This window comes from Collinsella sp. AM12-1, from assembly GCF_003472325.1.
GTDB lineage: Bacteria > Actinomycetota > Coriobacteriia > Coriobacteriales > Coriobacteriaceae > Collinsella.
The window spans coordinates 24,005-39,028 of sequence record NZ_QRLS01000017.1; the positions used below are offsets into that span (position 1 = coordinate 24,005).

Below are 15,024 nucleotides of genomic sequence, written 5' to 3' on the forward strand. Positions count from 1 at the left end.
ATTACTCTTAGACGGCCCGTGCAGCCCGGACCCCTCGCCGGCATGAAACCACATGCCGGCGAGGGGTCCGCTTTTTTCTTGACGCTTTATTTAGCTACATTTTTCGCTGGCGTTATACAAATTGATTTCCCACTGAATGAGTTCAATTTACCGTTAATCGCATATTTCGCTACGCTTATCGAGTAAATATCTTTCATGAATGTATATTGTTTCGAATTCGTTACGCTAAGGGGGTGTAATTATTGGGTGAAGCCCTCTGGAGACAGAGGGCTTTCGCACGCTGGGAGGGAATATGAGTAAAACTCATCCCGTCAACGCGCTCAAGAAGCTTGGCATAGGCCTTGCATTTGGAGCTGCAACCATCATGTCCATGCCGACATCTGCGCTCGCCTGCACGCAGATGTACATGGGCAACAAGCTGACGGCCGACGGTGACACGTACTATGGCCGCGCCGAGGACTTCGATAAGCGCTACCTCAAGCACTTTGGCATTGAGCCTTCTCACGGCCCGGGGCATACGTACGGCTCGGACGAGTCCGCATTCATGTATACCTCGACCAAGACCACGTATCGCTACACCTATGTACGCGACCATCCCTCCCAGTGGCACGGGCGCTATGATGCCTACTCTGAGGCAGGCATCAATGAGAAGGGCGTGTCCTGCTCCGCAACGCTGACCACCGGCATGAATGCTGATGCTGAGGCAGCAGACCCCCTGACCAAAACCGGTATTGGCGAGTACAGCTACGGCAGCGTTATCTTAGGTGAAAGCGCCAATGCACGTGAGGGCGTCGAGCTCCTCGGCAAGATCATCGACGAGCAGGGCGCCTGCGGCAACGATCAGATTATCATCGCTGACAGCAACGAGACTTGGCTGTTTGCCGCACTTTCCGGCCACCAGTGGATCGCCATGAGGCTCACTGACGATATCGCCTCGCTCAACCCCAACATCGGCAACCTCAACTACAAGGTTGACCTCACCGACACCGCGAACTGTCTCCACTCTGCGACCATCGAGTCCATGCCTAAGGAGAATGGCTTCGCCAAGTACTTCGATGACGGTCAATTTGACGTTGCCCAGACCTACGGCGAGGCAATTAGCGAAAAGGCCATGCATTCTTGGGCCCGTTATGTCCAGGGTCGCGCCTACTTCGGTGTGCCGCTCACCGAGGGCACCGACTACGAGATCGTCAAGGACGAGCGCGAAGATGCTCGTGCCACGACCGGCGCCCTGGTTAGCAAGGCGCAGCCGCTGTTCTTCCAGCCCGGCAAGTCCGACTGGAACACCTTTGAGATGATCCGCGCGTTTGGCAACCGCGGCGAGAAGGTCCCGGGCCTCAACGCCAACACCGACGGCGCCTACGCCATTGGTACCGAGACCAACACCGAGGTCAATCTCTTCCAGATCCGTCAGGGCATGGACCCCGAGATCGCGACCATCCAGTGGGAGATGCTCTCCCGCGCCGCCTACTCCGTCGCCATCCCCTACTACTCCGCACTGCTCACCGAGGTTAGCCCGTACTACAGCGACCAGACCGTCTCCTTCGATCACTGCGAAGAGGAGGACATCGTGAACAACGAGGAGCCCGAGAACTCCATCAACTATGTCCTCATGGACATCAGCTCCCTGTGCTTCGAGCACCGTGAGCAGCTCGGCACCGGCGTTCGCGCCTACCTCGACGCTCTCCAGAACGAGCTCATCGAGCAGAACCTCGAGGTCGACAAGGCCATGCTCGCCGAGACCACCACTGAGGGCCGCACCGCCCTGGCCAACAAGGCCGGCAACGCTGCCACCAAGAACACCTATGTCAAGTGCAAGGCCCTGCTTCAGGAGATGCGCGCTTATCTGAAGGCTGAGGACTTCAGCAAGCCCTTCACCCCGAGCGACCTGAACACCGAGACCAACGGCCTCAAGGTGTCCATCACTTACGCCAAGGATGCTCTTGCCACCGATCCGGTCACCCCTGATCAGCCCAGCACCCCCGAGCAGCCCGGCACCCCCGAGCAGCCCGGCACCCCCGAGCAGCCCGGCACCCCCGAGCAGCCCGCTAAGCCCGAGCAGCCCACCACCAAGCCCGAGAAGCCTGGCAAGTCGGACACCACGACCACAGTAACCACCAACAAAACGAACACCAAGGGCGGCCTGCCCACCACTGGCGATCGTTTTGATGGCCGTATGGTGGCTGCATTCGCCATCGCTGGCGTTGCCGTCATCTCCGCCGGTGGTTACTTCCTCTACCGTCGCAACAAGGAGTAACGTCCTAGCTGAGCGGGCAAGGCGGCAATGTCAGCCTCGCCCGCTTAGCCCGCTCTTTTGACCGGCGGGAAACCCGCCCGAAATCTTTTTAAAAAAGATTTCCCCGCACACACTTCGCTGTGCTATAGTGCAGCGAAACAGCAACTAGGTGCGACCGCGCCACGGCATCACGAAAGGAGCCGCCAACATGAAGAACACGATGACGTCTCTCAACAACTGGTGGTGGCGTGATGCGAATACGATCGGTCGACAGTGAGTCCCTCACGCCTGTTTTTGCGCTCTAGGTGATTGGAAGGCCTCCGGTTTCGACCGGGGGCCTTTTTCCATCTCGAGCCCGATCGCATTCGCATCACGCGCCTCCGCTTTCTTCTCTTGCACTTCCCCTCCGAAAGGATTTTCACCATGTCTCAGAACACCACCACCGCCCAGCCCCGCACCGTCCAGACCGCCGACCGCGGTAAGCTCGATATCCGTGCCCTTGTCCTGCTCGCCATCCTCCTTGCCGCCGGCTTCATTCTCAACTTCACCGTCGGCAAGGCCATCTCGGGCATCTCGGGCGGCATGATTAGCCCCGAGTTCATCATCTCGGCCTTCTGCCTCACCATCCTGGTCGTTCGCCCCAACATTGGTCAGGCGCTCGTCATCGGCCTTATCTCGGCCGCCGTGATCCAGATCACCACCACCTCGCCGTTTGTCGATTTTGCCGCCGAGGGCATCGCCGCCATGCTCATGGCCCTCATCGTCAACGCCGCCGCCAAGGGAGGCCAGGTTAAGCCTGCCGTCGCCATCGTCGCAACGTTCGTGACCACCTTTGTCTCGGGCGTCATCTTCATGGTCATCAAGATGGCCATGCTCGGCGTGGTGAGCGAGCTCGCCGCAGCCATGTTGCCCGTCGTCGCCATGACCGCCGTGTTTAACGCCATTCTGGTCGGCGCCCTCTACCTGCCCATCCAGAAGGCCCTTAGGCTCAACTAACCCGCTCGGCTTTACGAGCCACCCCATCTTGGCGTTCATTCGTCGCTCGCGTACCCAAGTACGCTTCGCTCCTCTTTCGCGCCAACCTGGGGCCCCTCGTAAAGCCGTCTCCGTGCTCCACCATCAAAGACTGTCCCAGACAACTAGCTCTTGGGGACGTTCTTAAACGACTAGTCATGTAAGAACGTCCCCGATGACTCTGAAAGGTATCCATGGAAACGATCATCAACGTCGACGATGTCTCGTTCTCCTATGGCACGCAGACCGAGCAGGTGCTTAAGCATATCTCGCTCGGCGTGAACAGGGGAGATTTTATTGGCATTATCGGTCCTTCGGGCGCCGGCAAATCTACACTTGCCGCCTGTCTGTCGGGAGCCGTACCCCACCATTACACCGGCACGTTCTTTGGCTCCGTCACTGTCGACGGCAACGACACCTGTGAAGTTACGCTCACCGATGTGTCGCAGATCGTCGGCAGCGTGCTGCAGGACATCGACACGCAAATGGTCGCCTCGGTCGTCGAGGACGAGATGCTTTTTGGCCTGGAGAACTTTGGCGTTCCCCACGACCAGATCGAGCAACGTGTGAGCGAGACGCTCGAGACCGTCGGCATCAGCGACCTGCGCGACCGCGAGATCGCCACGCTTTCGGGCGGCCAAAAGCAAAAGGTTGCCATCGCCGCCATCCTCGCCATGCGTCCGCGCGTGCTCGTGCTCGACGAACCCACCGCGGCGCTCGACCCCGCCAGCTCCACGCTGATCTTCGAGACCCTGCGTGAGGCCAACCGCGCACTCGGCATCACCATCGTCGTCGTTGAGCAAAAAGTCGCCCTGCTTTCGGAGTATTGCAACCGCGTACTCGTGCTCAATCATGGCGAAATCGCGCTACAGGGCGAGCCGCACGAGGTCTTCGCACACGCCGATGAGCTCCGCGCCATCGGCGTCGATTGCCCGCGTGTCACGCGCATTTTCAACAGCCTCGAGGTCGATGGCCTGGCCAGCGGCACTCCCTGTTTGGATGTTGATGAGGCCGAGCGCCTGATTACGGGCATCGTCGACCCCGCACACGCAAGCAGTGACATTCAGGCACCCGCCGGCTCACCGCACGCACCGTCGTTGCGCCCGCACGCCAAGGACGCCGAGCCCGTGCTCACCTTCGATCACGTTGAGTTTGCCTATCCCAATGGCGGCGCCGCCGTCCACGACCTCAACCTGACCCTCTATCCCGGCGAGCTCGTGGGCATCGTCGGCCAAAACGGCGCCGGCAAGACCACGCTCACCAAGCTGCTCACAGGCCTGCTTAAGCCCGCCTCGGGCAGCGTGCGTGTCACGGGACTGGATACCGCAGCCGCTCCCACGAGCCGCATCGCCCGCGAAGTCGCAACCCTCTTCCAAAACCCCGACCGCCAGATCTGCAAGGACACTGTGCTCGACGAGGTCGCCTTTGGCCTGGAGCTTGCCGGCATCGACCGTGCCGAGGCGCTGCGTCGCGCCCAGCTCGTCATCGACCGCTTTGGCTTGCCGGCCGACGAGGCGCCCTTCTCGCTCTCGCGCGGTCAGCGCCAGATGGTGGCACTCGCCTCCGTCGTGGTCGTAGAGCCCAAAATCGTGGTGCTCGACGAGCCCACGAGCGGCCTTGACTACCGTGAGTGCATGACCGTCATGGAAACCGTGCGCACCATGGCCGAGCGCGGCTACGCCGTCATCATGGTCTGCCACGACATGGAAGTCGTATCCGACTTTGCCGAGCGCATCGTGGTGATGGCCGACGGCCGCATCCTCGAGCGCGGCCGCACGCACGAGCTGTTCTCGAACATCGAGCTCATGCAGCAAGCCTACGTTGAGCCACCCCAGGTCATAGAGCTTTCTCGTCGTCTGGCATCCTCCGTCTCTCCCGCCTTTGCACAGGTGAGCGAGGTCACCGATATCGTTCGCATTACCGAGGAGATGGTCCACCGTGGTTAACGTCATCGACTATATGCCGGGCGATACACTGCTGCACCGCTTGAACCCGGTCGTCAAACTGGGCCTTGCCGCCGCCATCATCATCGGCATCTTCCTGTCCGATACCTACGTGGCGCTGTTGGGCTTTTTGGCGCTCACCCTTGCACTGGGCGCCTACGCCGGCGTCGTCGACCGTCTGCTCTCACTACTCAAGCTGCTGATTCCGCTCGCGCTTATCATGCTGGTGCTTCAGCTGGCCTTTATGCGCGACGGCAACGTGGTGTGGGGCTTTATCACCGACACGGGCCTCATTACCGGATCGAAGGCCTGCCTACGCCTGTTGGGCGTGGCGCTGCCACTCATCCTCATGCTTATGGTGACCAAGCTCAACGACCTCGCCAACGCCTGCGTCGAGGTGCTGCACGTGCCATATCGCTATGCCTTCACCTTTACCACGGCGCTGCGCTTTGTGCCGGTATTTGGCCAGGAAATGAACGCCATCATGGAGGCGCAGACTGCACGCGGCGTCGAATACGACACTAAGAATCCCGTCAAGAAACTCAAACTCATGCTGCCGCTGTGCGTGCCACTGCTTATTTCGAGTGTGGGCAAGACCGATGCCACCGCACTTGCTGCCGAGCAGCGCGGCTTCTACCTGCGCACGCGTGCGAGTTCGTATAAGCGCTACCCCATCAAAAGCCTGGATATCGCCGTACTCATCATCAGCATCGCCCTTATCTCCATCGGCTTCCTGTTCTAGCAACCGCTGGCAGCAACCGGCAAATGCAAAAGGCCTCGGCTCGCACCAAACGAGCCGAGGCCTTACTGTTTTCCCAGATAAAACCTACCAAAATAAACCTGTCCCTTTTTGGCAGGTCGAGGGTTATAGGCGGTAGAGGGCGCCGCTGCGGATGATGGACTCGCGTACCAGGACATCCATCGCATCGAGGGTGATCTCGGGCATCTCGCGATACTTCTGCAACACCGAAAGCTCCGTGCAGGCCAGGATGACGCGGTCGCAGCCGCTACGGGCGAACTCCCACATCACGCGGTCGAACTTATCCATATCGGGCTCGCGACCGGCCTTCACATCATCGTAGATGAGCGACATCACATCGTTCTGACGTTTCTCGCTGGGATAGACAACCTCAACACCCGCAGCCTCGCATTCGCGGCCGTAGACGCCCGCGCCCACGGTGCCATCAGTTCCCATGATGCCAATCTTGTGCACCGGCTCGGCCGGCATACTCAGGTTGGGGTCGAACTCGCACTCCCCCATCACCGCACCCGCCAGGGCATAGCGAACCGACTCGCGCGGCATGTGGATAATCGGCACCTTCGTAAACGACTGGATCTGGTCGTAGAAGTAGTGTGACGTGTTGCAGGGAATAGCTATGTGCGCGCAGCCCAGCGACTCGAGTGCTTGGGCACACTCCTTCATGGTCGCCAGCAGCTCGGTATGCTCACCGGTCTTGATGGCCAGCGTGCGGTCGGGCATGGTCGACTTGGAAAGCACCACCATGTCGATATGCTCCTGGTCGCACGTAGCCGCCGTATGGCGTACTACCTGGTCGTAGTAATACGACGTGGCCTCGGCGCCCATGCCGCCGATAACTCCCAGCTTTTCCATCGCCGCCTCCTTGGTGACGCCCACGCAATTGCGCGTATCATACCCGCGCCCGCCCGATACATACCGGACGGGCGCCACGCTCGTCTACTTGTAATACGTCTTGAACAGCTTATAGTGACGCAGTTTGGTGTGCCACATGCGCAACCAGCGGTTAAAGACAAAGTCTCCCTTCATAAACGAGGGATCGGCGCCCTTGCCCTCCTTGGCAAGACGATGCACCTTCGCGCGCAGCTCGGGAGCCTTGACGTACTTGTCGACGACGCCCATGGGAACGACCATCCACAGCGCCTCGTCCTTCGCCGTCACAAACTCCGGCTCAAACGGGCGGTTATAGACGTACTCATCCACCACGTACTTGGCAACGTTAAAGCCGCTGTTGGTTACGTAGTAGTTGCTGCGGCCCTGACGGGTGTTAAAGTCAAAGAACTTAAACGAGCCATCGCGCTCGTCATACTTGACGTCAAAGTTGGAATAGCCCACAAAGTGAAGGTCCTCGAGCAGCTTGCGCACGCCACTCATAAGCTCATCATTGGGCTCGGTGATGATGCAGGCGTGATTACCGACGCCATGGGGCTGATGCTCCTCGAGCAGCACGTGACCAAGGCACATCATGCGAACCTTGCCGTTGCGGTCAGAATAGCTGGTGAGCACGCGCATGTACTCGTCGTTGCCGGGCACGCGATCCTGCAAAATCAGGTCATCGGTGTAGCCACTGGCATAGGAATCGCGGATAACCTGCTCCAGCTCGGCGCGGTCGGCAATCTCATAAGCCTTCTTCTGACCCTCGAACTCATGCTGCCACCACATGATGCCGTCGGAAGGCTTCAGGATCATCGGGTAGGGAAAGTCGATCTGGTCGAGCACCTCGGCGGGAGCCTCACCCTGAGCGTTGAGCATCGCCATGGTAAAGGTAAACGTATGCGGATAGGGCACACCGTGCTTCTCGCACAGCTCGTAGAAGATCTCCTTCTTCTGGCACTGCTCAAGCATGCTATAGGGCGCGTAAGGCGCAACGATGTTATCCGCCAGCTCGTTGGCATCCTTGGCCTGGGCCACCAGGGCAACATAGTTATCGCCGCAGCCCATCAGGACAATCGTCTTGTCGGCATGCGCCCGAGCGATACCGTTGACGGTCTTAAGCATCACGGGCATGGTGTCGATATCCACGTTAGGCGTGTAGTCGATAATCTGGCTGCGATACGCAGGGCCCGTCTGATACTTGCCAAAGACCAGGCTCTTGACCTGATACTCCTCGTAGAAGGCGCGCGCCACCGAATACGCGTTGATGTCGCCGCCGAGCAGCACGGGAATAAACTCGCGCTCTGTAAACTGCAATGCCATGGAAACTTCCTATCATGAACTGCCCACACGACGGGCGGTCTTTGTGCAACTGATTTATTCTAGCGTGCCGAGCCGCCGGCACCCAAAGCTCCACCGTATCTATGGCAATCGGCGTAATTATCCAGCATGAAGGCCAAGCTCACCGCGATGGGACCTTGTAGTTGCAAAACCCCACGTGAGGGCAACTTTTACAGCCAAAACCCTCACAAACAGGGTGCCGTAACGTTAAAGTTGAACTCTATGGTTTCTCAACAATTCACCATTCCCGCAGGTCAAGGCCAAAGCCTCAAGTTCAACTTGACCCTTTAGAACCTTTAAGGTTCAAGTTGAGGTCGAAAGCAGTAGTAGAATACACCTCGACCAATAACCTACGATTGATTGCAGAGGGACTGGATGCAGCATTCGAACCATCGCACCGCAGCGCTCATCGCGTCGAAGCCGGCTCGTATCATCACGAGCGCCGCGCTCGCCGTCGCGCTGACGGCCACGCCGATGCTCTCCCCCGTCGCGGCCTATGCCGCCTCGCAGGCAACGCAGGATCAGCTTTCCGCCGCCCAGAAAAAAATCGAGGACGCTACGAGCGCCTACAACGACGCCCGTACCAAGCTCGAGGATCTGCAAAAGCAGATCGACTCCAATGAGGCGAACATCGATAAGATTGAGGCCGAGCTACCCGAGCAGCAGGCCAAGGCAAGCTCCGCCATGCGCGATCTGTATAAGTACCAGAAGGGCACCAGCCCCATCGTGAGCTTCCTGGTGAACACGCAGAGCTTGGGTGACTTTATCACCACCTGCAAATACACCAACCAGATTACGAGCTCGAGCGTCGACGAGATCGAAGAGCTTAACAAGATGCAGACCGAGCTCGAGCAGAACAAAACCGAGCTCGAGCAGGCCAAGTCTCAGCTCGAGGGCGAGCAAAAGAATGCCGAGGACGCGCTGGCGCAGGCACAGCAGCTCCGCAACGAGGCGCAAGCGAAGGCCGAGCAGGAAAATGCCGCCGAACTGGCTAAGCTCGAGGCCGACAAAGCCGCTGCCGCCGAGAAGCTCTCGGGTACCGGCGTGAGTGGCAATAACTCCAATAGCCAAGCAAATAACGCCAACACCACCATCGACACTACGCCGAGCAACTCCAATACCGGCAATTCCGATTACGACTCGTTCATTAACGAGTGGACGAGCCGCATCGACAACTACCTCGCCGGTTCCCCCATGGCAGGCCAGGGCTATAACTTTGCCGTCGCCGCCTGGAATACCGGCGTCGATCCCCGTTGGTCCCCCGCCATCGCCTGCATCGAGAGCAGCAAGGGCCTCTATTGCGCCGGCTCCTATAACGCTTGGGGCTGGAGTGCCCGCGGCGGTGGTTGGCGTAGCTTTGGCAGCTGGAGCGAGGCTGTCTCCGCCCACGTTGCCTACCTGGGTGCCAACTATGGCTCCACGCTTACCCCGGCAGCCGCCAAGAAGTACTGCCCGCCCACGTGGCAGGACTGGTACAACAAGGTCGCTTCCCAGATGAACCGCATTTAGGCTCGCAAGCCTCAACTGCAAAGGGCCCCAATGGGGCCCTTTCCTTTTAGGTAGCGGAGGTATCGGCGACGCGGCCGCATTGGCAACCGCAACTATGACGATCATGCATAGGAGCAGCACACCCAATGCCTTGAGCCAGAGTTTCGCGAGTTTCTTGCCGCGATAGCTGTCGAGCAGCGCGAATCGCCGACGAAGACGGCGCTTATCGAGCAGCGCAAAATGCAAAAGCACCATAAGGCCATCGACAAATAGAAAATACTCGATTATGAGAAGCAACGTCGGGTAGCTTTGGTTTGCTCCGGTGGGCTGGAACACGGCAAAATGGCTTCCGGCCAGCAATAGCAAGGTTGCCGCATAGATAAAGCCGTTCCATATGCGCCCGATGGGCTCTGGGATCCGCGAAAACAGACCCTTGCGACAAGGGGTCGCCGACGAGGCATTTTGGGGCTGCCGCACGGAAGATGGCACCATTTGCGGAGCAACCTGCGCCATCGAAGATCCCGTCGCTTCAATCGAGCCAGACTCAAGCAGGCACAGCTCATATGCCGCGCGTGCAGCGTGACCGAGCGCCTCCGCGCTTGCAAAGCGTTTGACCGGATCGAGCGCCATCGCCATGCAGACAACATCGGCAAGCGGGGCGGGAACGTCGAGGGCCTCGCATTGCTCGCGCATGTCCCGACCTGGCTTGGGGTCAGTCCCCGTCAGACAAAAGAACAGGAGGGCACCCAACGCGTAGACATCGCTGCGAACGCTCGTCTGGCCAAAACCATATTGCTCGGGCGGCGCATAGGGACGCGCTCCAAACTTGACCGTGTCGGCGTCGGCTCCGTCACGCCATACCCGCGCAATCCCCAGATCGATAATCACCAGCGACGAAAACGTCATGCCGGCATCGACTGAATACCTCACGCCCGACACGATAATATTCGAAGGCTTCAGATCACGATGAATCACCGGCACCGGACGCTCTCCAGCCATCGCAAAGCCGGCATGGAGCTCATCGGCTGCATCGCAAAGGGCGCCAAACAGCTCGCAGGCATAATCGAGTGTCGCACCCAAACGCCCCACCAGGGCCTCGAGCGTCTCGCCTTCGACATATTCCATGACCACGCAAAACTCGTCGCCCATGCGGCGACAATCGACAATCCGAGGCAAGTGCTCATAACGTAGCCCGGCGCGCTGGGCCGCAAACAGGCGCTCATACACCCCGCCAATCTGGGCCGATGCGTTGATACGTTTGCGAACAAAGGGGCCGAGAGACCCGCCACCAGAGCCCTCAAAGTACACGAGCTCGGTCGTCTCAACATCCGAATGCTTGAGTATACGGTCTACGCGATAGCTGTCATCGCGCTCGAGTGACGCCAGGTGCCCGGCAAGCGCAGCGGTCAGCTCATCATCGGAATATGTTGGGCTCTGAGTATCCATAGCGTCCATAATAACGCAGGGCACGGACACCCCATGATGCCCATGCCCTGCACGTTCGAAATATCGTGGGCAGCTCTTCTGCCGGCGGCTAGCCGTTAGCTCACCGTCTCCTCGCCAAAGCGATACAGCTCCTCGTTTACCTTTTGCAGGCTGCAGCCGCGATCGATGAAAAAAATGATAATCGCATCACGGCGATCCTTGCAGTTGAGGACGTTGGCGCCTGCCGCCGTCAGAGCGCGATTGGTCTCCTTGAGCGTGAGCGCCATGGCAAAGGCAATCTGCAGCACCTTATTGCGGCTCGGATGCCGCGCGCCGGTAAAAATCTGATAGCCAAACGTTTCGTTGAGGTCGGCCATACGAACCACGCGTGAACGCTCTAGCCCCTTTTCCTGCAGCAGCTGCTTGAGGTAATCTGAAAGCGATGGGGCGGCAAAGTCATGTTCCCTTATGTAGCCGTCAATGCTTGGCACATCAAGGAGCTCATTGAGCAGCTCCTCAGTCAGCTTTTTATCGGGCATATGGCCTCACCTCCAAACGACCCAACGGCATCAGCACGCTAAGCAAGCGCCCAGCTAGCAGTCGCGGTCTTTTCGAGCATGTTGGCGAAATACAGAGCCTTCTTGATGTCGCCATCAAAGTAGATATTGCCCGCAACGGAGCCGCCGGCGGCAAGGGTGCCAGACTGCAGCTCGTCAGAACCTTCGCTGTAATAGCCCTGGTTCTGCTGGGCGCCGTTGGCGTCCTCGCCCTTCCAGTCGTAGACATTGTAATCCGCGCCCTCATTGCCATTGTAAACGTACGTGACGTGAATGCCCGTCATGGTCGAACCGTCAAAATTGGTAAGCCCGGTCTGGACAGAATCGACGGTAACGGAAAGACCGGCAGCCGTGGTCACGGTCGTGCCGACAGCTAGGTCAGTCGTAGGCTGCTTCTCCTTTTTCGGCTCCTCCTTCTTGTCCCCGTCACCAGTGTCCTCGGTAACGATCGCCTTGTCGCTGCCACAGCCCACAAGCAGGCCGGCAGTCCCCAGGGCAACGGTGGCGAACGCGCCAAGCGCAGCGCGACGGCTCAGCAGCACTTCGTTTTCGAGCTTTTCCATTATGCATCCTTCCTACGATCCGGCTACCGCGCCGGCACACAGCACATCGTAGGAAGGATTAAACTTGAATTCATTAGCTGAGAGCTAAGGTTGCCATATTGAAGAGCATGAAGCGCGCGTCCATCGCCGATGACACCTCGAGGCTTGCCAACATCGTTCTCAATTTTAAAACTGGAATTGTTACACTTAATTCTTCGCGTGACTTGTCCATCGTGTTTGACCTCCTTCTTGGCAAAACAAAAGACCGTCTACCTGCTGTGTCGGGTAAACGGTCAAGGGTAACGGTATTCGGTTTTAGCCTCGCTGGAAAGGTGCAGACGCAGAGCGGATGTACCTTTCCAGCGAGGGCGCAGGGATAGCCGCAAAGCGGCGCAAGGGGCGCAGCCCCTTGTACGGAGCGGAGCGACGCAAACGGCCCGGACTTTCGGAAGTCCGGGCCGTAGCCTCGCAGAGCGCACGATACATGGTCGCAGACCATGTATAGAAGTGCGCCCTTTGTTCCAAAGGGATTTTATAAGTCCATCATTGATGGGAGAATTTTGTTGAACATATGGCGCACCTTATCAATCCGGGTGTTTGGGCGGCGTGGCTGAAAAACTGGTTCGCCGCTGGCGATTTGATACCCCTTCAATTCTGTTAAACAAACGCTTCTCCCGTTTGTATAAAAGGTGAGGTCATTGCGGTACTCTTGCACACAGCGGGCAGGGATTTCGCCAGTAATAATCACCTCGCTGTTTTTAACCTGGGTCGTTTCAATACTCGCGCAATATTTTGGTGCGTCATGATAAGCTCTGGAGAGATATTCCTGCGGCGCATAGAGTGTAAAAGAAAGATATGGTTCCAATAGCTGCGTCCCCGCCTTTTTCAACACCTGCTCCAATACAATAGGTGCCAATGACCGAAAGTCTGCGGGAGTGCTGACCGGACTATAATAAAGCCCATACTCAAAACAGATTTTACAGTCCGTTACCTTCCATCCATACACGCCTTGTTCCAGACCGTAGCGGATACCATCCAATACAGCGTTTTGAAAACTCTGATTCAAGTATCCAACGGAAACTTTGCTCTCATACTGCACTCCGGTGCCAAGGGGGAGAGGGGTGACGGACAGCCCGATGGACGCCCAGAATGGATTGGGCGGCACTTCGATATGAATGGTGTGACTTACCGCTTTCAATGGCCTCTCCATATAGATGACGGCAGGTTCTTTTGCAGTTGTGTTGAGCTGATATTTTTCCACCAGAAGATCAGAGATAATTTCCAATTGTACCCGGCCCAAAAAGGAGAGAATGATCTCATGGGTCACAGCGTCTACTTCATAGCGCAGAAGCGGGTCGGTATCCGCAATTTCTGTCAAGGCGTTTAACAAGCGTTCCCTCTGTTCTGGTTTCTCTGGTGCAATTGTTGTCCGCAGCAAAGGGAGAGGATTGTCGCTCCACGTTTCACGGGGCAGCAGCAGTTTGTTTCCCAGCACATCATTCAGCCGCAAACTGTCGCAGGGTACAATGACGATCTCGCCCGCATGGGCAATCTCTGTTCGGACAATCTCACCCTTTGAGGGGATACGCATTTCCGTAATTTTCAGTTTTTCTTTCCCTGCCAAGGCTACGGAATCCCGCAAATGAAGCGTACCGCTATACAACCGCAGATAGGCAAGGCGTTGGCTCTGGTTTGCGTACTCAACTTTGAACACAGTTCCGCACAATTCAGAGCTGTTCTGCCCGGTGGGTGATTGGAATGTATCTGTGACCGCTTCAATGAGTTGTCGGATTCCCAAGTTTACCTTGGCACTGCCATGATAGACCGGAAACAGAGAGACGCTTTGGATTCTCCTGTTTTCCTCCCGCAGAAGTTCTTCTTTGTCCATTGGTTCTCCGGCAATATATTTCTCCAACAATTCATCACAGTCCGCAATCACGGTATCCCAATTCTCCAGCCCCATGTTTTCCATGATGGATATATCCGGGGAAAGCTGCACGTTCTGCTTAATAATCATATTTGCGGAGAGCTTATCTCGGATAGACTGATACACACCTGGCAGGTCAATCCCGTCCTGGTCGATTTTGTTAATAAAGATAACAGTTGGGATTTTCATTACTTGCAGAGCATGAAACAGAATACGGGTCTGCGCCTGAACGCCGTCTTTTGCAGAAACAACCAAAATCGCTCCGTCAAGAATGGCAAGGGAGCGATAGACCTCCGCTAAGAAATCCATATGCCCAGGAGTATCCACAATGTTGACCTTACAATCGTGCCACTGAAAGGAAGTGACCGCCGTTTGAATGGTGATTCCACGCTGCCGCTCTAAAAACATGGTGTCCGTTCTCGTTGTTCCCTGATCCACACTGCCGGGCGCCTCGATTGCTCCGCTGGTATATAACAGGCTCTCCGTCAAGGTCGTCTTACCTGCGTCTACATGAGCAAGAATGCCAATATTGATGATTTTCATATGATTGTCCTCCATACAAGGCCCAGAAGGGCGCAAAAATCCCCAGCGACAAATACTTTTACCGCTGGGGATGATAGGTAGGACACACATGAAAACTGCGGCCAAGGCTGGCCGTTGTCTATCACGATATGAAATGAAAAGGCAAAAGTATTCTTAAATTGGGTACAAAAACCAAGCCCTCTCCTTGAGGACGTTTGTCTTTGTTCCCATTATCAAATTTTATTTAAGAATACCTTGCCGCATATTGATAAACTCCTTTGCTTGGATTTTTATAGTATAGCATATCAAATTCCCAAAAGCAACCCTGTTAGGATAAATTTTTTCTGTCACTGCACCTCCCTTGATTATCGACTTTATCCGAACACCTCCCACATTCAT

At 57.1% G+C, this 15,024-nt stretch carries 10 protein-coding genes and 1 pseudogene; 5 read left to right on the forward strand and 6 right to left on the reverse strand.

The genetic code is table 11. The features are described 5' to 3' along the window. Nucleotides 1–292 precede the first annotated feature (292 nt). The 4 genes from DW136_RS10245 to DW136_RS08310 all read left to right on the forward strand — a co-directional run bounded on the left by DW136_RS10245 (nt 293) and on the right by DW136_RS08310 (nt 5,935). Nucleotides 293–2,257 (forward strand): C69 family dipeptidase, encoded by a 1,965-nt coding sequence (locus tag DW136_RS10245; protein WP_118289396.1) that lies wholly within the window; start codon nt 293–295, stop codon nt 2,255–2,257. 402 nt (nt 2,258–2,659) lie between these two features. Next, nucleotides 2,660–3,232, forward strand: coding sequence for a hypothetical protein (locus DW136_RS08300; RefSeq protein ID WP_118289397.1), 573 nt, complete (start codon nt 2,660–2,662; stop codon nt 3,230–3,232). A 212-nt stretch (nt 3,233–3,444) separates the two neighbouring features. Further along, a complete protein-coding gene (locus tag DW136_RS08305; RefSeq protein ID WP_118289398.1) occupies nt 3,445–5,196 on the forward strand; it encodes an ABC transporter ATP-binding protein in 1,752 nt (583 codons plus the stop codon). Next, entirely contained in the window at nt 5,189–5,935 is a 747-nt protein-coding gene (locus DW136_RS08310) for an energy-coupling factor transporter transmembrane protein EcfT (protein ID WP_118289399.1), read from the forward strand. The genes DW136_RS08305 and DW136_RS08310 overlap by 8 nt, the downstream gene beginning before the upstream one ends. A 123-nt stretch (nt 5,936–6,058) precedes the next feature. Here DW136_RS08310 and DW136_RS08315 read toward each other — a convergent pair whose 3' ends face one another. Both DW136_RS08315 and DW136_RS08320 read right to left on the reverse strand, forming a co-directional pair. After that, entirely contained in the window at nt 6,059–6,805 is a 747-nt protein-coding gene (locus tag DW136_RS08315) for an aspartate/glutamate racemase family protein (protein ID WP_233546554.1), read from the reverse strand. 84 nt (nt 6,806–6,889) lie between these two features. Then, nucleotides 6,890–8,146, reverse strand: coding sequence for an ATP-grasp domain-containing protein (locus DW136_RS08320; RefSeq protein ID WP_118289401.1), 1,257 nt, complete (start codon nt 8,144–8,146; stop codon nt 6,890–6,892). Between the two features lie 393 nt (nt 8,147–8,539). Between DW136_RS08320 and DW136_RS08325 the strand changes: the two genes are divergently transcribed. After that, nucleotides 8,540–9,673 carry a glucosaminidase domain-containing protein gene (locus DW136_RS08325; protein WP_118289402.1) on the forward strand — a complete coding sequence of 378 codons (1,134 nt, stop codon included), beginning with the start codon at nt 8,540–8,542 and terminating at the stop codon, nt 9,671–9,673. A 711-nt stretch (nt 9,674–10,384) separates the two neighbouring features. Here DW136_RS08325 and DW136_RS10280 read toward each other — a convergent pair. From DW136_RS10280 to tet, 4 genes and pseudogenes are all read right to left on the reverse strand, one after another. Continuing rightward, nucleotides 10,385–11,107, reverse strand: a pseudogene (locus DW136_RS10280) (serine/threonine protein kinase); the annotation flags it as partial. An 86-nt stretch (nt 11,108–11,193) separates the two neighbouring features. Then, the gene (locus tag DW136_RS08335; protein WP_118289403.1) at nt 11,194–11,616 is read right to left on the reverse strand and encodes an XRE family transcriptional regulator; all 423 of its coding nucleotides are present in this window, start codon (nt 11,614–11,616) and stop codon (nt 11,194–11,196) included. A 38-nt stretch (nt 11,617–11,654) separates the two neighbouring features. Continuing rightward, nucleotides 11,655–12,197, reverse strand: coding sequence for a DUF4352 domain-containing protein (locus tag DW136_RS08340; RefSeq protein WP_118289404.1), 543 nt, complete (start codon nt 12,195–12,197; stop codon nt 11,655–11,657). Nucleotides 12,198–12,708: 511 nt separating this feature from the next. Then, complete coding sequence (gene tet, locus DW136_RS08345; RefSeq protein WP_118289405.1) at nt 12,709–14,646, reverse strand: TetM/TetW/TetO/TetS family tetracycline resistance ribosomal protection protein; 1,938 nt, start codon at nt 14,644–14,646, stop codon at nt 12,709–12,711. Between the last annotated feature and the right edge of the window lie 378 nt (nt 14,647–15,024).